Origin of the sequence: Sphingomonas sp. PvP055 (genome assembly GCF_040546365.1) — a bacterium.
Lineage (GTDB): Bacteria > Pseudomonadota > Alphaproteobacteria > Sphingomonadales > Sphingomonadaceae > Sphingomonas > Sphingomonas echinoides_A.
Genome location: NZ_JBEPNS010000001.1, coordinates 2,585,012 through 2,604,759, shown reverse-complemented (window position 1 = coordinate 2,604,759; position 19,748 = coordinate 2,585,012). Strand labels below are relative to the sequence as shown.

Here is a 19,748-nt window from a genome sequence, read left to right as displayed (position 1 = left end):
CCGATAAGCCGCGGGTGTTATCTTGCATGACCTTGGGTTCCTGCTTTCGCAGGAATACGGCGAAGGAAAGCAATGCAGGTCGATTTCTACCACCTGACGCTCCAACCACTCGATCGCGTGCTTCCCCGGATCGCGGAGCGCGTGGTCGGGGGGGGCGGGCGTTTACTCGTCGTTGCCGAGAGCAGCGACCAGTGCGTCGCGCTCGACCGATTGCTGTGGACCTATGCGTCGGAAAGCTTCCTCCCGCACGCACAGGTCGCGGGGGATGACAGCGATGCGCTGCAACCGATCTTGATCTCAGCCGAGCCGAACGCCGCCAACGCCGCGCGCAACGTCGCGCTCGCCGATGGGGTGTGGCGCGAGGACGCGCTCGGCTTCGACCGCGCGTTTCATTTCTTCGACGACGAACGGATCGTAGAGGCCCGTGCTGCGTGGCGGGCGCTGGGTGACCGCGACGGCGTTGACCGGCGCTATTGGAAGCAGAATGACGAAGGCCGCTGGGAACAGGCTGCGTGACCTGCAGGGCGCGGCTTGCATCGCTCAAGCGCCCCGACTAGGGGTCGCGCACTTTCCACAGTTCATCATCAAGGAGCTTCACGGTCATGGCCGCGAACCGCACGTTTTCGATCATCAAGCCCGACGCGACGCGTCGCAACCTGACGGGCGCCGTCACCAAGATGCTCGAGGAAGCCGGCCTGCGTGTCGTCGCCTCCAAGCGCATCCAGATGACCCGCGAGCAGGCCGAGGGCTTCTACGCCGTCCACAAGGAACGCCCGTTCTTCGGTGAACTGGTTTCGTTCATGATTTCCGGCCCGGTCGTCGTGCAGGTCCTCGAAGGCGAGAACGCGATGCAGCGCAACCGCGACATCATGGGCGCAACCAACCCGGCGAACGCCGATGCCGGCACGATCCGCAAGGAGCTCGCCGAGTCGATCGAAGCCAATTCGGTCCACGGGTCGGACAGCGACGAGAATGCCGAGATCGAGATCGCCTATTTCTTCAAGCCCGAAGAAATCGTTGGCTGATTCCAACTGGCGCGTGCGGGCGGCGGGGCCGGCGGATGCCGATGCCCTGTCGCTCGTCGCGTCGGCGACGTTTCTAGATACCTACGCGGGGTCGCTCGACGGCAGCGACATGGTCGCGCACTGCGCCGCCAATAACCGGCCCGAGAAATTCGCGGGCTGGATCGCCGATCCCAGCGATGCGGTGACGATCGCCGAAATTATTCCCGGGTTTGCGCCGGTCGGGTACGCCGTGCTGACCAGCGCGGTCGACTTGCCCGTCGCGCCCGAACCCGGCGACATCGAGCTGCGCCGGATCTACACCCTGTCGCGGATGCGCGGGTCGAGGCTTGGCCCCGCCCTGATGCAGCATGTGCTGGACGATGCCGCCCGTCTGTCCTGCCGCCGGATCCTACTCGGCGTGTGGGGCGAAAACCACCGCGCGCACCGCTTTTACGAGCGCCAGGGCTTCACGGTCGTCGGAACGCGCCAGTTCCGAGTCGGCACCGTCGTTCACGACGATCTCGTCTACGCGCGGACGGTCGTCTGATCGGCTCAGGCCGCGAACTGCTCCATCGTGATCCGGTCATCGAGCGCATGTTCCGGGTCGAACAGCAACGTCAGCTCCCGGTTTCGGTCGATCACGATCTCGACCAAAGCCACGTCGCGAATCTCGCGTTGGTCCGCCACCGCGCTGACCGGACGCTTGCCGGGCTCGAGCACACGCAACCGGATTCGCGCCTTGTCCGGCAGGATCGCCCCGCGCCAGCGCCGTGGGCGGAACGGACTGATCGGCGTCAGCGCCAGCATGTTCGACCCGAGCGGCAGGATCGGCCCCTGTGCCGATAGGTTATAAGCGGTCGACCCCGCCGGAGTCGCGACCAGGATCCCGTCGCAGGCCAGTTCGGGCAGCACGACCCGGTCGTTGACCGTTACTTCCAGCTTGGCGGTCTGGCGCGTTTCGCGCAGCAGCGACACCTCGTTGATCGCCGGCAGCGCATGGACTTCGCCGCTGATCGTCGTCGCGGTCATCGCAAGCGGGACGACCTTGAACGCCTTGGTGCGTTCCAGACGCCCCTCAAGACCATGCGAGCGCCATTCGTTCATCAGGAACCCGATCGTGCCGAGGTTCATCCCGAACACCGGCACCACCGGTTTGCGCCGCTCGAGCATCGCATGCAGCGTCTGCAACATGAAGCCGTCCCCACCGAGCGCGACGATCATGTCGGCCTCCTCGGGCGGGACCCAGTCGTGACTTTCGTTCAGCGTCTGGAAAGCCGCTTGCGCCGGGGGGGTAGGCGACGCGACCAGCGCCCGTCGCAACGGCTGGTTCATCCGCCCGTGACGCTCATGTGCCGTGCGACCGCAGGGGCGGCGGCATCGATGTCAAAGTCGTGGCGCGCGGGCTTGGTCAGCATTGCGGCATCCAGCGCAGCATCCAGCCCATCGACGCCCTGTTCGCGCAACACCGCCTTGAGATCGACCTTATCGTCATGCCCTAGACACGTGTAGAGTACACCCTCGGTCGTCAAGCGCACGCGGTTGCACGTATCGCAGAAATTCCCAGTCAGCGGGGAGATTAGGCCAAGCTTGGTGGTCGTCCCGTCGACTCGCCAGTAGCGGGCGGGGCCGCCGCTGCGATGCGAATCCCGGACCAGCGGGAACTTGCCCGACAGATCGTCGAGAACCGCGGTGAGCGGAACGAAGCGGTCAGCGCGATCTTCGTCGATCTGGCCCAGCGGCATCGTTTCGATCAACGTCAGATCCAGACCTTCGGCAATGCACCAGTCGAGCATCGGAGCGATATGGTCCTCGTTCAGCCCCTTCAAGGCGACCATGTTGATCTTTACGGACAGCCCGGCATCGCGCGCAGCGAGGATGCCGGCCGTTACCCGGGCCACGTCGCCGTGGCGCGTGATGTATCGGAACGTCTCCGCGTCCAAGCTGTCGAGGCTGACGTTGATCCGCCGCATTCCCGCCGCGACCATCGCTGCGCTATGCTCGACCAGCGCATTGCCGTTGGTCGTCATCGTCAGCTCGTCGAGCCCGGTGCCGACGTGCCGGCCAAGACGCCGGACCAGTTCGCCCACATCGCGCCGCACGAGCGGCTCGCCGCCGCTAAGCCTGATCTTGTTCACGCCGCGCGCGATAAAGCGTTCCGCGATGATCGCGATCTCTTCCAGGCTCAACAATGCACTGCGCGGAAGGAACGTCATTTTTTCGGACATGCAATAGCGACACCGCAAATCGCACCGATCGGTCACTGAAATCCGCAAATAGCTGATCGTCCGCCCGTGGCGATCCTGCAGCGGGCGGTTGAGAGAGGGGGAAAGTATCGCCATCATCCTTGAGCTAAGCCTTGGGATCATGCGGAACAAGTCCGTCACGCACCCTAGGCCATCGTGTTGTAATCTTCTAAACCCCGCTCGGGCACATCTGCTCCCGCCGATCGAAGAAAGACGTCCGCCATCGCCCCGCCGTCCGCTCCTTTGTTCGTTTTGTCGTTCCGCCAACGCGACGAACTCGCTTCGATTGCCGCAACCGGCGGATGGCACGTCGTTGCGGCGCGCCGGGCGGGGGGTGCCGAACGGCGGTTCCTGTCGAGCGGCGCCGCGGTTGCGGTCGTCGATGCGCGGGGAGCAACCGCAGAGGGAATCTCGGCCACGGCAGCGCTGGGCAGCGCGGTCGAAGCCAATGGCGGCGCCCTGCTGACGCTCGTTTCGCGCGGCGAAAATGCCTCGATCACCGCGCTTTATGGCGCCGGGGCAACGCATTTCCTCGCAAGCCCCTTCAGCGATGCCGAATTCCTCCAGGCTTTGCGATTCGCCGCGCGGCATGCCGAGCGAATCGCACGCGAATGGCACACCGGCGCGGTGTTTACGCCGCTCGGGTGGCGGTACACGCTCGCTGATCGTTCGCTCGTCCTCACGCCAGGACTTGCCGCATTGCTCGATTGCGCAGAGACGCTGACGGTTCGGGAGATGCTGCGCCTTTTGGATCGAAACGACCGGCTGGCCGCAACGTCGGCGTTCCGGCGGATGTCGCCGCAACGATCCGCGACGGCATTTGCGCATGACATTGCGGGGGTCGGTCGGATCGTCCAGCACCTCCAGTTCGATGCCGCCGCTGGCCAGATCGACACGGTGGTCGAGCCGCTCGGCACGACGCCCGAACCCGCCGCCGAAGTCCGCGAGGCGCTTTCCGGCGCGCGCGACGCCGGAAGTGCGCGCCGCTGGATCACCCGTCATCTTGGGGAGGCGGCCGGCCCGCCGCTCCACCTCCTGCTCATCGCGCTCAATCGGTTCGAAACCGTCAACACCGCTTACGGGCGCGTGGCGGGGGACGCGCTGTTGCGATCCGCGCAAACCCGGATCAACGACGCGGTCGTCGAGATGCTCGGGCGGGATGCGCTGGTCGCGCGGATGGGTGGTTCGACCTTCATGGTTGCGACGCAAGCGCCGCGATCGCGCGTGGACCTGGTCGCGGAGCGAATCGTCGGGGCGCTGACTCGGCCGTTCGTCAGTGGCGATACGATTGCCCTGCTCGGATGCCGGATCGGGCTGGCGGAGGCGGGGCCGGAGGACGATGCCGCCCGGCTGCTGCGGCGCGCCAGCGAAGCGTTGGCTGAGGCGCGCGAATCAGACAGCGCCACGTTGCGCGTCGCCGACGCGGAGAATGGCGGGGCGACGATCGGACGACTGGCGGTCGAGCTGCACCATGCGATCGAACACGGTGACATCGGCATCCTGTTCCAGCCGCAGGTCTCGATCGCGACCGGAAAGATCGTCGGCGTGGAAGCACTTGCGCGTTGGCAGCATGCGACGTTCGGCACGATCGGGGCGGAAACACTGTTTGCCGCCGCGCAGCGCGCCGACCTCGAAATCGGACTGTCGGATCATATTCAGCAGCTCGCGCTCGCCAAGGCGGCGAAGTGGCCAGCGTTGCTTGCCGACGTACGCCTGTCGCTCAATCTCACCGCCGCCGATATCGCACGGCCCGGATTCGCCGACCTGTTCCTGGCACGGGTCGATGCCAGCGGGTTCTCCCGCAAATGCCTCACGCTCGAAATTACCGAAAGCGGGCTGATCGAGGATCTCGGCATCGCGTCGGCGTTGCTGTCGCTGCTGCGCGGGGCAGGGTGCCGGACCGCGATCGACGATTTCGGGACGGGCTATTCCAGCCTCGCGTATCTCAAGGCGCTTCCGCTCGATTATCTCAAGATCGACAAGAAGCTGGCGCAGGACATCACTGGCTCGCCGCGCGACCGGATCGTCGTGCGCGGCGTGATCGACATGGCGCGCTCGCTGGGGCTGACCGTCATCGCGGAGGGCGTCGAGACACAGGAACAGCTCGACGGACTGGCAACCGAAGGCTGCCAAATATACCAGGGCTTCCTCTGCGCCGAGCCGCTGACCGAACCCGCGCTGATCGCCCTGCTCGACCGGTCGTAACGAGCGGCGCTTAGCCCGCCGCCCGTGCCAGTCCCTTCGACAATTGCAGCGCACCATGCAGCCGCGCCTTGGGATCCCCCCAGCTGCGCGTCACCACCAGCTTCGAGTCGGGCCGCAACCGCGCTACGCCATCGAGTTTAGCGACCCACGCCAGCAAGCCATCGATATTGGGCGGCTTGTCGTCGAAGAACGACACGAGTGCGCCCTTCGGGCCGACATCGATCTTCGAAACGCACGCCTTCTTGGCGTTGAGTTTGATCTCGATGAGGCGGACGAGGTTCTCGGTCGGCCCCGGCAGCGCGCCGAACCGATCGATCAGTTCCGCCGCGAACCCTTCCAGCGCATTCTGGTCCTCGACGTCGTTGAGGCGGCGATACAGGCCCATGCGCAAGTCGAGGTCGGGGACGTACGTCTCGGGAATGAGGATCGGCGCGTCGACGGTGATCTGCGGCGAGAAATCCTTCGGCCGGAGGCGCTGCCCGCCCGCCTTGGCGTCCATGATCGCCTCTTCCAGCATCGACTGGTAGAGTTCGTAGCCAACCTCCTTGATATGCCCCGACTGTTCGTCTCCGAGCAAATTGCCCGCACCCCGCTGGTCGAGATCATGGCTGGCGAGCTGGAACCCGCCGCCGAGGCTGTCGAGGTCGGACAGGATCTTGAGCCGCTTCTCCGCGGTCTCGGTCAGGATCCGGTCGGCAGGGGTTGTGAGATAGGCGTAAGCGCGCGTCTTGGCGCGTCCGACACGACCACGAAGCTGATACAGCTGCGCCAGCCCGAAGCGATCCGCGCGGTGGATGATCATCGTGTTCGCGCTCGGGATATCGAGCCCGCTTTCGACGATCGTGGTCGAGACGAGCACCTCGAACTTCTTGTCGTAGAACGCCGACATGCGCTCCTCGACCTCGGTCGGCGACATCTGCCCGTGCGCGACGACGAAGCGGATCTCGGGGACGGATTCCCGCAGGAATTCCTCGATCTCCGGCAGATCCTTGATCCGCGGTGTCACGAAGAAGCTTTGCCCGCCGCGATAATGTTCGCGCAGCAGCGCCTCGCGGAGCACGATCGGATCCCACGGCATGACATAGGTCCGCACCGCCAGCCGATCGACCGGCGGGGTCTGGATCACCGACAATTCGCGCAGGCCCGACATCGCCATCTGGAGCGTCCGCGGGATCGGGGTCGCGGTCAGCGTCAGGACGTGGACGTTGGCCTTGAGCGACTTCAGGCGCTCCTTGTGCGTGACGCCGAAGCGTTGCTCCTCATCGACGATGACGAGCCCCAGGCGCTTGAAATCGATGCCCTTCGCCAGGATCGCATGCGTGCCCACGACGACGTCGAGCGTGCCGTCGGCAAGCCCCTCCTTGGTCGTCTTCGCTTCACCCGCGGGCACGAGCCGCGACAATCGCCCGACGTTGAGCGGAAAGCCTTCGAGCCGCGCCTTGAAGTTGTTGAAATGCTGCCGGGCGAGCAAAGTCGTCGGACAGACGATCGCCACCTGCAACCCCGCCATCGCCGCGGCGAAGGCGGCGCGGAGCGCGACTTCGGTCTTGCCGAAGCCGACGTCGCCGACCACGAGGCGGTCCATCGGCGTGCCCTTCTCGAGATCGCCCATGACGTCCTCGATCGCGCGATCCTGGTCCTCGGTTTCCTCATACGGGAAGCGGTCGACGAAGGCGGCATAGCCGCTGTCGCGTTCGATCGTGTCCGCCGGGCGCAACGCGCGTTCGGCGGCGGTCGCGATCAGTTCACCCGCGATTTCGCGGATGCGTTCCTTCATCCGGCTCTTGCGGCGCTGCCACGCCTCGCCACCCAGCTTGTCGAGGCTGGCACCGTCGGAATCGGCGCCATAGCGCGTCAAAACCTCCAGATTCTCGACAGGAACGAACAATTTATCGCCACCAGCGTACGTCAAAGCGACGCAATCGTGTGGTGCCTGGCCGACCGGGATTGAGGTCAGCCCCTCATACCGACCGATGCCATGATCGGCATGCACGACCAGATCGCCCGGGGTGAGCATCGCCAGTTCGGCGAGAAACGCATCCGCCGACTTCTTGCGCTTGGTCCGCCGCACGAGCCGGTCGCCCAGCATGTCTTGCTCGGTCAGCAGCGCGACTTCGGGCCCGGAAAAGCCATGATCGAGCGGGAGCACGAGCAAGGCGACCGATTTGGCACCGACGCCGAGCGCCGCCTGCCAGCTGTCGACCTTGACCGTGTTGGTCAGTTCGTGATCGGCAAGCAACCCAGCGAGGCGATCGCGCGACCCGGTCGAGTAACTGGCGAGGATCGCTTTCTTGCCGGAATTCCGAATCTTGTTGAGATGCTCTACGACGGCTTCGTAGATGTTGACGCCATTCGCCCGCTCCGCGCCGAAGTCGCGCGGGCCATCCACGCCGAAGTCGAGCACGCTCGCGCTCTCCGGTTCATGGAACGCGGTGATGCGGTGTGCGGGGGCGCCATCGAGCCGCTCGGCAAGGTCCGTAGCGGTCAGGTACAACGCGTCTGGCGGCAGCGGGCGATAACTGCCCGGGTCGCTCGACTGCGCCTTGACGCGATTGCCGTGGTAATCGGTGATCGCTTCGAACCGCGCCTCCGCCGCCGCAACCGCCCCGGCATCGCGGACCATGACCGCGTCGTCGCCGAGATGGTCGAACAGCGTCGCCATCTTCTCCTCGAACAGCGGAAGCCAATGTTCCATGCCCGCGAGGCGCCGCCCGTCGCTGATCGCCTGATACAGCGGGTCGCCCGTCGCGGTCGCGCCGAAACGTTCGCGGTAGCGCGCGCGGAACCGCTTGATGCTGTCCTCGTCAAGCAGCGTCTCCGAAGCGGGGAGCAGGACGAACCCGTCGATCCGCCCGGTGGTTCGCTGGTCCGCCGGGTCGAACGTGCGCACGCTCTCGATCTCGTCGCCGAAGAAATCGAGCCGAAGCGCCTGTGATTCCCCCGACGGATACAGATCGACCAACCCGCCGCGCACGGCAAACTCCCCAGCGTCTGCAACGGTTTCGACGCGGACATAGCCATTGGCTTGCAACAAGGTGGCAAGCCGGTCACGCCCGATCCGTTCCTTCGGCGCAAGCCGCGCGACGAGGTGGCGAATACGGAACGGCGTCAACGTGCGCTGCGCGATCGCGTTGACCGTCGTCACCAGCAACTGCGGGCCGCTCGGCTTCTGCTGGAGCCGGTGCAGCGTCGCCATCCGCTCCGCCATTACGCGCAACGTGGGTGACGCACGGTCGTATGGGAGGCAGTCCCACGCCGGGAAGGTCAGCACCTCCAGTTCTGGCGCAAACGTCTGCGCGGTCGAGGCGATCGCGCGCATCGCAGCTTCGTCCGGCGCGACGAACACTGCGCGTGCCTTGGCGGCGCGCGACAGGTCGGCGAGCAGCCACGGCTCGAACCCGGTCGGGACGCCCGCCAGCGTCAGCGGGGTCTTGGCGGTGAGGATCGTCTGAAGGTTGGGCATTCTTTTCTTTCTCCCTCTCCCCGCTTGCAGGGAGAGGGGGGTATTACTTGGCGACCGGCACGTAATTGAGCTGTTTCAACGCCTCGACGATCGACCCGGCATAGCGTTCCGGCGCGGGTTCCATACCGATCGCCCAGGCCATGATATCGACGTCCTGTTCCTCGATCAGCTCCTCGAACAGCGCGATCTCGGCATCGCTCCAGCGTGCGTGCGCGGAATCGAAGAACCCGCCGATCAGCAGGTCGGCTTCCTTGGTGCCGCGATGATGGCTGCGGAAATGCAAGCGCTTGAGGCGGATATCTCGGTCCATGCGGATCCCAACGACAATTGCCCGATACCCGCGCGCGGGTGCTGGCGGCGGGGATCGGGGAGGGGTAAGAGCGCTTCAGATAGACATGCGACCCGACATCCTCAATCCATTGTTCGCCGAAGTTACGGCATTGAAGGGCATCGGCCCCGCGCTCGCCAAGCCGCTCGAGCGGCTCGGGCTCGCACGCGTGGTCGACGTGGCGTTCCACCTGCCGACCGGCTGGGTCGATCGGCTGCCCCGCGAAGAGCTCGACCTGGCCGATTCGGGGCGGGTGATCGTCATCACGCTGACCGCCGTTTCGTATCGCAGCAGCAACGGGCGTGGACCGACCCGTGTTCAGGCGACCGACGCCAAGGGCAATTACGTCAGCCTCGTGTACTTCGGCGGACACCCCGGCTGGGCGAAGAAACTGGCGCCGCTGGGGGAACCGCGCCGCGTGTCGGGCAAGCTCGAGCATTACGGGCAGGACTTGCAGATGGTCCACCCGGACTATGTCCTGCCGCTCGACGAGGCAGGCGAGATGGTCGAGCGCGAGGCGATCTATCCGCTGTCGGAAGGCATGTCGTCGCGGCGGATGGGGCAGCTGACGGCGCAATCGGTCGAACGCGCGCCCGATTTGCCCGAATGGATCGAACCCGGCTTGCTCGCGAAACAGGAATGGCCCGCCTGGCGCGCGGCGCTCGCGCGGATCCATGCCGATCCCGCCGATGCGAAGGCCCGCGAGCGGCTCGCCTATGACGAGCTGTTCGCCAATCAATTGGCGTTGATGCTCGTCCGCCAGTCGTCACGTGCGCGCAAGGGGCGTGCGCTGGCCGGGGACGGGCGGCTGCGCGATGCGCTGAAACTCCCGTACGAGCTGACCGGCGCCCAGGCGCGCACCGTCCGCGAGATCGAAGGCGATCTGGCGCAGGCGCAACCGATGCTCCGTCTGCTGCAAGGCGATGTCGGATCGGGCAAGACGCTGGTCGCGGCGCTTGCGATGCTGGTCGCGGTCGAAGGGGGCGCGCAGGCCGCATTGCTCGCGCCGACCGAAATCCTCGCGCGGCAACATTATGAATCGCTGCGGCGGCTGCTCGGCGGCTTGCCGATCGAGATCGCGGTGCTGACCGGGCGGGACAAGGGCCGTGTGCGTGAGGGGGTCCTCATGGGGCTCGCCGCAGGGCAGATCCATATCCTGATCGGCACGCACGCGATCTTCCAGGAAACGGTCGCCTACAAGGACCTTGGCCTGGTGGTGGTCGACGAGCAGCATCGCTTCGGGGTCGCGCAGCGAATGCTGCTCCAGGCGAAGGGACGCAGCCCGCATTTGCTCGCGATGACCGCGACCCCGATCCCGCGGACGCTGACGCTCGCCAATTACGGCGAGATGGATGTCAGCCAACTCGACGAAATGCCCCCCGGGCGCCAGCCGATCGAAACGCGCGTGATCTCGGAGGATCGGCTCCCCGAAGTGGTCGAGGCGCTGGCGCGGCATCTCGCGGATGGCGGGCAAGCCTATTGGGTGTGCCCGCTGGTCGAGGAAAGCGAAAAGAGCGACATGGCGGCGGCGGAAGCGCGCGCGGAGACGTTGCGCGCGCGTTTTGGTGACGCGGTCGGGCTGGTCCACGGCCGGATGAAGCCTGCGGACAAGGACGCCACGATGCAGGCGTTCGCCGAGGCGCGGCACGGCGTTCTGGTCGCGACCACGGTGATCGAAGTCGGGGTCGACGTGCCCAATGCGACGCTGATCGTGATCGAGCATGCCGATCGCTTCGGATTGGCGCAGTTGCACCAGTTGCGCGGGCGAGTCGGTCGCGGCGGCGGCAAATCGAACTGCCTGCTCATCCGCGGCGGAAGCCTCAGCGAAACGTCCCGCGCGCGGCTTGCGCTGATGCGCGAGACGACCGACGGCTTTCGCATCGCCGAGGAGGATTTGCGGCTGCGCGGGGCGGGGGAGTTGCTCGGGACTCGCCAATCGGGCGAGGCTGGGTTCCGGCTTGCGACTCCGGAGATGCTGGGCGCGTTGCTTCCGGTGGCGACCGACGATGCCCGCTTGCTGATCGACCGTGATGGCGGGCTGGAAGGCGTACGCGGGCAGGCGGCGCGGACGGCGCTGTACCTGTTCGAGCGGGACGCCGGAGTCGCGCTACTACGTTCTGGCTGAGGTCAGCGCCGCATCGCCTCAAGGACACGGGGATAGTCCGCCGTGTCGATCGGGGTCGGGAAGGCGAAGCCCATCCGGCCGCCGAGCACCCAGCGGATTTCCGCATCCCAGGCGCCAACGATCGGCAAGCTGATTTTCACGAGATCACCGACGCCGCCGGGCATGTCGCCACGCGCCATCAGGCCCATCGCGGTGATGTTGACGATCAACAGGGTCATGCCGCTGCCGTTCGGCGCGATGAACCGCGCGCGAACCTCGACCTCGTCACGCTCCAAGGCGCGCGTGTGTGCCGTCGTCAGCGCCAATGCCTTTTCCATCACCGGGTCCCTCGTGCGGAGCCGCCATGGCTACCCGTCCCGCATGAAGCAGCACCCAACGATCTTGGTTAAGAGTGCAATGTCCTCGCCGTGCGTACCCTCGAAACGGCGGCGTAAATGGCTGCAATCATGCGCAGAAACGGCGATTATGCGCGGATAAGGATGCCGTGATGCTTCTTTCCGGCGGCAATCCGCACGGGATCGTCGCCGACGGTGACGACCAACGCCTCGTCAATGACCTTGTCGGCGCCGACACGCGCGCCACCGCCCTTGATCAGGCGCCGCGCCTCACCCTTGGACGCAGCGAGACCCAAGCCAACGAGAGCGTCGATGATCCCAATGCTGCCAGTGACCGCAAAGGTCGGCAACGATCCGCCAGCACTGCCTTCCTCAAATGTTTTTCTTGCAGTTTCAGCGGCTTCTGCGGCGGCGTCTTTTCCGCGACACAAGGCCGTCGCGGCGTCCGCCAGTATCTTCTTCGCCTCGTTGATCTCGGCACCATCGAGCGCCTCCAGACGCGCGATCTCATCGAGCGGAAGATCGGTAAACAATCGGAGGAACCGCCCGACATCCCGGTCATCGGTATTCCGCCAAAATTGCCAATAATCGAAATGCGGTAGCTGGTCCTCATGGAGCCACACCGCGCCCGCCATCGTCTTGCCCATCTTGGCGCCGTCGGCGGTCGTGATGAGCGGCGTCGTCACGCCGAACACTTCGGTCCCGTCCATCCGGCGCGCAAGCTCGATCCCGTTGACGATGTTCCCCCATTGGTCCGATCCGCCCATCTGCAGCCGGCACTCGGCGCGCCGCGATAGTTCAAGAAAATCGTAGGCTTGCAGGATCATGTAGTTGAATTCGAGGAAGCTGAGCGATTGTTCGCGGTCGAGCCGGAGCTTGACCGAATCGAAGCTCAGCATCCGGTTGATCGAGAAATGCTGCCCGACGTCGCGCAGGAACGGGATGTATTCGAGCGCATCGAGCCACTGTGCATTGTCGAGCATCACCGCATCGGTGGGACCATCGCCAAAGGTCAGGAATCGCTCGAAAATCCGCCGGATCGAGGCGACGTTGGTCGCGAGCGTATCCTCGGTCAGCATCTTGCGCGCTTCGTCCTTGAAGCTCGGGTCGCCGATCTTGCCGGTGCCGCCGCCCATCAGCACGATCGGCTTGTGCCCGCTCTGCTGGAGCCGCCGGAGCAACATGATCTGGACCAGGCTTCCGACGTGGAGCGAGGGGGCGGTGGGGTCAAAACCGATATATCCTGGAATGACTTGCTTGCTCGCCATCGCGTCGAGCGCGGCGGCGTCGGTCACCTGATGGATGTAGCCGCGCGTCGACAGGAGGCGGAGCAGGTCGGAAGAGAAGCTGGTCATGCGCGCTGCTCTACAAAAGTCCGATCGCCGCGTCACCCTGCAAGCAGCGGGTCAGATCGCGGGCAATTGCCGCTGCGGGTCGATCGGCGTGCGGCCCTTGCGCATCTCGAAATGTACCTCGGGTCGCGGGGCGCCTCCGGAATCCCCAGACATCGCAATCGTCTGACCACGGCGGACCGATTGTCCACGCTGAACGAGCAACTTGCTGGCGTGTCCGTAAACCGTCGCCCAGCCTTCGCCATGCCGGATGATGATCACGTCGCCCAATTGCGGAATGCCGCCACCCGCATAAGCGACGACGCCATCCGCGGCGGCGAGCACGGGTGTGCCGCGCGGGACCGCGATCTTGACGCCGTTGTAGCGCTCGCCACTCGCACCCGGCCCGAACCGCGTGACGATCCGGCCGTGGACCGGCCAGTCGAACCCGCTGCTCAACCGGGTCGGTGCCGCGATCGCCTGGGTCGGCGCCAGAACGCGCGCGGAGGATGTGGTCGGCCGCGCCGGGCGCTGGTTCGCGGCGAGCGCTGGCTCGCTACCGGTGACGAGATCGTCGATGTCGAGCGTGAAGGCGGCGGCGCGTTCGGCGGCGGTACTGCGCGACGCGGATCCCGGGATCAGGACGCGCATGCCGACGCGCAGTGTATAGGGTTCACGCAAATCGTTGGCGCTTACGATCCTCGACCAGTCGACGCCGTAAGCGCGCGATATCGCGATTCCGGTCTGCCCCGCCGCAACCCGGTGGTATCGTCCCCCCGGAATGGAAAGCCGCTGACCCGTGCGGACGGTAAACGGAGCGGCCAGCCCGTTGGCACGCGCGATCGCCTCCGATCCTGCGCCGGTGCGGTCACCGATTGCCCCGAGCGTATCGCCAGGGCGCACGACATAGGTCGAGGGGTCGACCTGCTGCGCGGACGGTGCGACCGGGCGGGCTTGCCAGGGGGATAGCGAGACTGGAGAGGAGCGGACCGTGCCGTGATCGTCGGGGTCAAGTCTCTCCGAATATCGCGGGCGATAGCCGCCTCGAGGCTCGTACGGCTGTTGATCGTCGCGGGGTTCGTATCGGCGTTCGGGGGCAGCGCGCACCGGACGGTGCGGGCGGCTTCGCGGCGGTGGTGGTTGTCGGTAGGCGTCGTCTCGCCAGTTGCGGGGCGTCTCGTCCGGTGCCGATCGCGGGACGGGGCGGGCCGGCGCTGCGCGAGGCGGAGCGTCCGGGCGCGGGTACTCCCCGACAGGTCGATCATCCTGCGGAATGCAGGCGGGCAAGGCGAGGACCATCGCCGCAACCGGAAAGACCATCATTCCGAAAGGTCCCTTCCGCATCCCTTTAGCCGTACCGCTCCGCGAGCATGGCCATCGACGAACGATGCGTCAGGTCGAGATGCAGCGGCGTTATCGCGATGTACCCGTCTGCAATTGCTTCCAGATCGGTCGAGTGTGCTGGCGTGTCCACCGCCTGGCCCAGCGCAAACCAGTGATACTCATACCCACGCGGATCACGGTTGGTGACGATGTTGAGCCGACCGTAATCGCGCAGTCCTTGCTGGACGACTTTGATGCCCTTGACGGCGTCCGCGGCGACCGCCGGGAAGTTTACGTTGACGAGGCTGCGCGGTTCGAGCGGCGCATCGAGCAGCGGACGCAGCACGCGTTCTCCCCAAGCCGCCGCCGCGTCGAACGGAACCGCGTCGCCGGCGCCTTCGCGGCTGTAGACCTGACTGAGCGCAATCGAGCGGACGCCCGCGAGCGCGCCTTCCATCGCCGCCGACACCGTCCCCGAATAGGTCACGTCCTCGGCCAGGTTCGCACCGCGGTTGACGCCGGACAGGATCAGGTCGGGTTTGTGATCCTGCATGATCCGCGCGAGCGCCATCATCACCGCATCGGTCGGCGTCCCGGCGACGGCAAAACGCTTGTCGCCATGGTGTCGAACGCGGATCGGACGGGTCAGGGTGAGCGAATGCCCGGCACCCGACTGTTCCTCCGCTGGCGCTACGACCCAGACGTCATCCGACAGGCGCGCGGCGATCGCTTCGAGAACCTTCAACCCGGGTGCGTGATAACCATCGTCGTTGGTCAGCAGGATCCGCATCAGCGCGCGGGCTCGAGCAGCGTCATCCCGCCGAGATACGGCACCAGCACGTCCGGAACGGTGACCGTGCCATTCTCCTGCTGATAATTTTCCAGTACCGCGACCAGCGTCCGACCGACGGCGAGGCCCGACCCGTTCAACGTGTGGACGAACCGCGTGCCCTTTTCGCCCTCAGGGCGATAGCGCGCGTTCATGCGCCGTGCCTGGAAATCGGTGCAGGTCGAACAACTGGAAATCTCCCGATAGCGATCCTGCCCGGGGAGCCACACCTCAAGGTCGTAGGTTCGCGCACCGGTGAACCCCATGTCGCCGGTGCACAGCTTCATCCGGCGGAACGCAAGACCGAGCGCGATCAGGATCGACTCGGCGCAGGCGGTCATCCGCTCGTGCTCGGCTTCGGAAGCCTGCGGGGGGACGATCGAGACCATCTCGACCTTCTCGAACTGATGCTGTCGAATGAACCCGCGCGTATCGCGTCCCGCAGCGCCGGCTTCGGACCGGAAGCAAGCCGTGAGCGCGGCAAAGCGCAGCGGCAATTCGGTCTCGCCCAGAATGCGGCCCGCGACGATATTGGTCAGGCTGACCTCGGCGGTCGGGATCAGCCAGCGCCCATCGGTGGTGTGGAACAGATCCTCGGCAAACTTGGGCAATTGCCCCGTGCCGAACAGCGCTTCGTCACGCACGAGCAGCGGCGGGACGACCTGTTCATAGCCGTGCCGGTCCGAAAGCGTATCGAGCATGAACTGCCCGAGCGCGCGGTGCAGCTTTGCGGCGGCACCGCGAACCAACGTGAACCGGGCGCCGGACATCGCTGCACCCGTATCGAAGTCCAGCCCGAGCGGCGGGCCCAACACGTCGTGCTCGATCGGTTTGAACGCGAAGGTCGGACGCGTCCCATGTTCGGCGACAACGACATTGTCGTCCTCATCGGCGCCTTCGGGGACATCGGCCAGGGGAAGGTTGGGCAAGACCGCAAGCCGTTCCTGCAGCGACTCGCCAAGCGCCTTTGCTTCCGCTTCGATCGCCGGAAGCCGTTGCTTCAGAACCGCAACTTCTTCCATCAAGGCAGCGGAGGCGGTTTCGTCCTTTGCAGCCTTGGCGGCGCCGATCGCCTTGGAAGCCTCGTTGCGTCGTGCCAGCGCGGTTTGTGCTTCAGTGGTCAGCGCGCGGTGGCGCTCGTCGAGCGCCACCAGATCACTGGCAACCGGGGCTACGCCGCGCCGGGCAAGCGCGGCATCGAAAGCGGCGGGATCGTCGCGGATAAGGCGTATATCGTGCATGGTCCGGCTATGACGCGGCCCTGACGGCTAGGCAAGCCGCCGCACTGCCTTCCGGGGTATCAGGGCAGGGTATCAGGACGTCGCGGCGGTGCGTCGACCCCAGCGATTGCGGATGACGAGTGCCGCTGCCGCCGCGCCGAACAGCCATACCATCGGAGGCGCCGGAACCGGGGCCGGAGGTCCCCCCGGGGACCCTGGGACGCCGGTTCCCCCGGCGCCGGGGAGGTCCGATGGCACCGTGCTGCTTCCGCCGGAAGAGGGACGTTCCGCTGGGGAACCGTTTTCCGCATCGCCATTCGTCGACGACCCAACCGTCGGCATACTCGTTGCACTACCTGATCCGCTTCCGGTTGATGAAGGGTTTGTCAGGAAAGTGGAACCACCCCTGGTTGATCCCGGACGGTTGGTACCGTCCCCCGGCAAGGAGCCGTCCCCCGGCAAGGAGACGGAGCCAGTACCCGGGGTGTTGGAACCAATGATCGTGGCCCTGCCTGGAGCGCCGGCACCCGGCCCGCCCGTAAATCCGGCGGACAAAAATCCATTGCCGCCGAAACCACCCGCTCCACCGAGGATCGTCGGCCCGCCATATCCCCCACCGGTAAAGCTGGCTGGACCCGAACTTCCGCCAAGGTAGGTCGACGGATCGTTCTGCGGAGCGAGCAGGGCGTTTTGCGGCACGCCGCTGGTGCAGGGGGCAACGGGCGCTGCACGAACGCTGCGGTGCGCAGCCACCGGACGTGCCGCGTGCGCTGCCGGCCTGATCTTTCGAGGGGCATGATATGCGCGCGGTGGCGCACGGTCGACCAGATGAACCGCGCCGCCGCCCATGACCGCCCCACCGCATACGCACGCACAGAGTTTGGCCGCAGCCATCCGAACTGACATCACGCTTCTCGCTACTTGTCCGCGAATACAAACGCGGTCTTCCGCCCCGAAGATTGCCAGAAGACAGGTGGAGATTGCGTTAAGTCGGCCGCCGTGCGCGCAGGGGTCTGGTACTCCGCGGCTGATTTGTCTCGGTATGAAACGACTTCCAGCAATGGGGTTGTCTTTCCCGTCTCAGGAAACCGTTTCCGTCAAAATTGAAGGCTGTCTCGCAATCATTCGGCAAGAAAGACCAGCCGCTTGGTAACAGTGCTGCTTGTGGAGTGGCGGCGTCATGCTATAGGCGCGCTCACTAGGGAGTTGGCCCGGGGGGGTCCGGAGATGCACAACGCATCCGGTGACCGAGCGGAGAGATTGGGATGGCGACGGTCTTGAATCGATTGGACGAATCCGAGCAGTTCGCGGTACCGGAAGGTACTGACGACGGTTACCGACCGAGCGCCGATGAGGCGTTCATGAATCCGCGGCAGCTTGCCTATTTCCGAAACAAATTACAGGCTTGGAAAGAAGCGATCTTGCGGGAGGCGGCGGGGACGTTGTCGCAACTGCAAGTGGACACGCTTCGCGAAGCGGACTTGACCGATCGCGCGTCGAGCGAGACCGATTGGTCGATTGAACTCCGCACACGCGATCGCCAGCGCAAGTTGATTTCCAAGATCGAAGCGGCGCTGCGGCGGATCGACGAGGGCGAATATGGATATTGCGACGTGACCGGAGAGCCGATTTCGCTCGCTCGCCTCGAGGCACGCCCGATCGCGACGATGACTGTCGAAGCGCAGGAGCGCCACGAACGACACGAGAAGGTTTCTCGCGAGGAATAGCCGGAGCGCCCCGGCCACCCCGATTTTAATCCGTTCTAAACCAGTTTTTGTGTATAGAAGCGCTTTGAACGGGATCGGCACGACCTTCTGCAATGGACCAGTATTCGTCAGAGCATCCATCCGTTTCCGCTGATGACGCGGAATCAAACCGGCAGGACCCGCGCGACAGCCTGTTCCTGATGGCACTGTTGCGACTGGCGAAGACCGACGAGGGGACCCCGGTCCGGGTGCGGAACCTCTCCGCGGGGGGTATGATGGCCGACTACCCTGAGGGGCTCGATCGCGATGTCACCCTTGAAGTCGAGATTCGCGGTATAGGTTGGGTTCCGGGACACGTTGCATGGTCGACCTCCGGACGAATCGGGATTGCTTTCAACCGTCCGATCGATCCGATGCTCGCGCGCAAACCTGTCGGGCAGGGGGCGCACACCCCGGTGTTCGTAAAACCGATCCTGCCGCGCGGTAACTTGCGTTAGATCGTCTAAAACGATCCGGGCGCATCGCGCCCGGACCAAGCGCCTTATTGAAGTTGTTCGATTTCCTGTTTGATCTGCAGCTTCTGCTTCTTCAATGCCGCGATCGTCGCCGTGTCGGGCAAGGGCCGTTGCGCCTCTGCGGCGATCTGACGGTCGAGCACTGCATGTTTGGCTGCCAGGGCCGAATGATGTGCGGTCTGCATACTCTGCGTACCTCCTTCATGTGCTGCTTGGGGAGATGAGTAAACCATCACCGGTTGCTCTTGTCTCCCTATGATTTCAGGATCGCGAGATACATTCACCGATTTGTGCGACCGATTGCATTTTATCCGGACCAAGCGGCTTCGATTTGCTAAGCGAGAAGGATCGAATGGGGACCCGATGGACGATAGCCTGATCGCAAAGCGCTTGGAGATTCTACGAGTCGAACATCGCGATCTGGATTCCGCAATCGCGGCGTTGCTGGACGGATCGTCGACCGATCAGCTTCAGCTTGCCCGCTTCAAGAAGCGCAAGCTGCGGTTGCGCGATGAAATAGTGCTGCTCGAGGACCAGCTGGTACCCGATATCATCGCCTGATTGCGGGAGTGTTCCGTTTTGGGACGATCGGCGGTTCGTCGCACGGGCCGGGCGAAACCGTACCGCGCGCGATGCATTTGTGCGAGATGGACGCAATGACCGCAGCTTCACACGAATCGCGAATGCACCGCCGCGTGATCGACACGCTCTACATGGACGCGATGATCCTCGCAGACGAAGCGCGGAGTTACTTCGACGACGGTGGACGCTGCGACCGCGACGCGTTGGAGCCGATGGCTCGCGTCTCGTTCAGTTGCGAATCGCTGAAGGTGACGACGCGGTTGATGCACGTGATCGCCTGGCTCCTGACGCAACGTGCGGTCGACTCCGGGGAGATGGAGTTGCGTGAGGCACTGGATCCGTCGCGCCGGCTCGCGGACGCGCCGGCCAGTGACGGCGTGGCGCTTTTCGCGCTGCCGGCGGGAGCGCGCCGTCTCATCGCCGCCAGTTGCCAGTTGCACGACCGCGTCGCCCGGTTGGACTCGGCGCAGGGAAGCACGCCGCCGGTGGTGTCCAGCCCGGTCCATTCGCTACAGGGGCGTCTGGCGCTCGCCTTCTAG

Annotated in this window: 19 protein-coding genes; 9 read left to right on the top strand and 10 right to left on the bottom strand. The window is 65.2% G+C overall.

Annotated features, from left to right (window positions below; all coding sequences use genetic code 11):
* The first annotated feature begins 72 nt into the window (after nucleotides 1–72).
* The 3 genes from ABIC16_RS12275 (at nucleotide 73) to ABIC16_RS12265 (ending at nucleotide 1,551) form a co-directional block, all read left to right on the top strand.
* The gene (locus ABIC16_RS12275) at nucleotides 73–516 is read left to right on the top strand and encodes a DNA polymerase III subunit chi (RefSeq protein ID WP_354291320.1); all 444 of its coding nucleotides are present in this window, start codon (nucleotides 73–75) and stop codon (nucleotides 514–516) included.
* An 86-nt stretch (nucleotides 517–602) separates the two neighbouring features.
* Nucleotides 603–1,025 carry a nucleoside-diphosphate kinase gene (ndk, locus tag ABIC16_RS12270; RefSeq protein ID WP_056058698.1) on the top strand — a complete coding sequence of 141 codons (423 nt, stop codon included), beginning with the start codon at nucleotides 603–605 and terminating at the stop codon, nucleotides 1,023–1,025.
* Entirely contained in the window at nucleotides 1,018–1,551 is a 534-nt protein-coding gene (locus ABIC16_RS12265; protein WP_354291319.1) for a GNAT family N-acetyltransferase, read from the top strand. The genes ndk and ABIC16_RS12265 overlap by 8 nt, the downstream gene beginning before the upstream one ends.
* A gap of 5 nt (nucleotides 1,552–1,556) precedes the next feature.
* Here ABIC16_RS12265 and ABIC16_RS12260 read toward each other — a convergent pair whose 3' ends face one another.
* Nucleotides 1,557–2,336, bottom strand: coding sequence for an NAD kinase (locus tag ABIC16_RS12260; protein WP_354291318.1), 780 nt, complete (start codon nucleotides 2,334–2,336; stop codon nucleotides 1,557–1,559).
* Nucleotides 2,333–3,346 carry a GTP 3',8-cyclase MoaA gene (moaA, locus tag ABIC16_RS12255; RefSeq protein ID WP_354291317.1) on the bottom strand — a complete coding sequence of 338 codons (1,014 nt, stop codon included), beginning with the start codon at nucleotides 3,344–3,346 and terminating at the stop codon, nucleotides 2,333–2,335. The genes ABIC16_RS12260 and moaA overlap by 4 nt, the downstream gene beginning before the upstream one ends.
* A gap of 144 nt (nucleotides 3,347–3,490) precedes the next feature.
* On the opposite strand from moaA, the gene ABIC16_RS12250 reads away from it, so the two are divergent.
* Nucleotides 3,491–5,452, top strand: a complete 1,962-nt coding sequence (locus ABIC16_RS12250; RefSeq protein WP_277968264.1) for a putative bifunctional diguanylate cyclase/phosphodiesterase — start codon at nucleotides 3,491–3,493, stop codon at nucleotides 5,450–5,452.
* A 10-nt stretch (nucleotides 5,453–5,462) separates the two neighbouring features.
* On the opposite strand, the gene mfd is transcribed toward ABIC16_RS12250, so the two are convergent.
* Both mfd and ABIC16_RS12240 read right to left on the bottom strand, forming a co-directional pair.
* Entirely contained in the window at nucleotides 5,463–8,915 is a 3,453-nt protein-coding gene (gene mfd / locus ABIC16_RS12245) for a transcription-repair coupling factor (protein ID WP_354291316.1), read from the bottom strand.
* A gap of 43 nt (nucleotides 8,916–8,958) precedes the next feature.
* Nucleotides 8,959–9,225 (bottom strand): FAD assembly factor SdhE, encoded by a 267-nt coding sequence (locus ABIC16_RS12240; protein WP_354291315.1) that lies wholly within the window; start codon nucleotides 9,223–9,225, stop codon nucleotides 8,959–8,961.
* Nucleotides 9,226–9,310: 85 nt separating this feature from the next.
* Between ABIC16_RS12240 and recG the strand changes: the two genes are divergently transcribed.
* On the top strand, nucleotides 9,311–11,368 hold the full coding sequence (recG, locus tag ABIC16_RS12235) for an ATP-dependent DNA helicase RecG (protein WP_354291314.1): 2,058 nt from the start codon (nucleotides 9,311–9,313) through the stop codon (nucleotides 11,366–11,368).
* Nucleotides 11,369–11,370: 2 nt separating this feature from the next.
* Here the strand turns inward: recG and ABIC16_RS12230 are convergent, their stop codons facing one another.
* From ABIC16_RS12230 to serS, 5 genes are all read right to left on the bottom strand, one after another.
* Complete coding sequence (locus ABIC16_RS12230; RefSeq protein ID WP_277968268.1) at nucleotides 11,371–11,685, bottom strand: PilZ domain-containing protein; 315 nt, start codon at nucleotides 11,683–11,685, stop codon at nucleotides 11,371–11,373.
* 146 nt (nucleotides 11,686–11,831) lie between these two features.
* Nucleotides 11,832–13,058: a tyrosine--tRNA ligase gene (gene tyrS, locus ABIC16_RS12225; RefSeq protein ID WP_354291313.1), complete on the bottom strand. Its 1,227-nt coding sequence runs from the start codon at nucleotides 13,056–13,058 to the stop codon at nucleotides 11,832–11,834.
* Nucleotides 13,059–13,109: 51 nt separating this feature from the next.
* A complete protein-coding gene (locus tag ABIC16_RS12220) occupies nucleotides 13,110–14,141 on the bottom strand; it encodes a peptidoglycan DD-metalloendopeptidase family protein (RefSeq protein ID WP_354291312.1) in 1,032 nt (343 codons plus the stop codon).
* A gap of 241 nt (nucleotides 14,142–14,382) precedes the next feature.
* Entirely contained in the window at nucleotides 14,383–15,147 is a 765-nt protein-coding gene (gene surE, locus ABIC16_RS12215; RefSeq protein WP_354291311.1) for a 5'/3'-nucleotidase SurE, read from the bottom strand.
* Nucleotides 15,147–16,427, bottom strand: a complete 1,281-nt coding sequence (gene serS, locus ABIC16_RS12210) for a serine--tRNA ligase (RefSeq protein ID WP_354291310.1) — start codon at nucleotides 16,425–16,427, stop codon at nucleotides 15,147–15,149. Before serS ends, surE begins: the two co-directional genes overlap by 1 nt.
* A 1,244-nt stretch (nucleotides 16,428–17,671) precedes the next feature.
* On the opposite strand from serS, the gene dksA reads away from it, so the two are divergent.
* Both dksA and ABIC16_RS12200 read left to right on the top strand, forming a co-directional pair.
* Nucleotides 17,672–18,133 carry an RNA polymerase-binding protein DksA gene (gene dksA / locus ABIC16_RS12205; RefSeq protein WP_277968272.1) on the top strand — a complete coding sequence of 154 codons (462 nt, stop codon included), beginning with the start codon at nucleotides 17,672–17,674 and terminating at the stop codon, nucleotides 18,131–18,133.
* A gap of 92 nt (nucleotides 18,134–18,225) precedes the next feature.
* Nucleotides 18,226–18,609, top strand: a complete 384-nt coding sequence (locus tag ABIC16_RS12200; protein ID WP_277968273.1) for a PilZ domain-containing protein — start codon at nucleotides 18,226–18,228, stop codon at nucleotides 18,607–18,609.
* Between the two features lie 44 nt (nucleotides 18,610–18,653).
* Here ABIC16_RS12200 and ABIC16_RS12195 read toward each other — a convergent pair whose 3' ends face one another.
* On the bottom strand, nucleotides 18,654–18,812 hold the full coding sequence (locus tag ABIC16_RS12195) for a YdcH family protein (protein ID WP_277968274.1): 159 nt from the start codon (nucleotides 18,810–18,812) through the stop codon (nucleotides 18,654–18,656).
* Between the two features lie 178 nt (nucleotides 18,813–18,990).
* Between ABIC16_RS12195 and ABIC16_RS12190 the strand changes: the two genes are divergently transcribed.
* Nucleotides 18,991–19,188, top strand: a complete 198-nt coding sequence (locus ABIC16_RS12190; protein WP_277968275.1) for a YdcH family protein — start codon at nucleotides 18,991–18,993, stop codon at nucleotides 19,186–19,188.
* A 95-nt stretch (nucleotides 19,189–19,283) separates the two neighbouring features.
* Nucleotides 19,284–19,748, top strand: a complete 465-nt coding sequence (locus tag ABIC16_RS12185) for a DUF1465 family protein (RefSeq protein WP_354292314.1) — start codon at nucleotides 19,284–19,286, stop codon at nucleotides 19,746–19,748.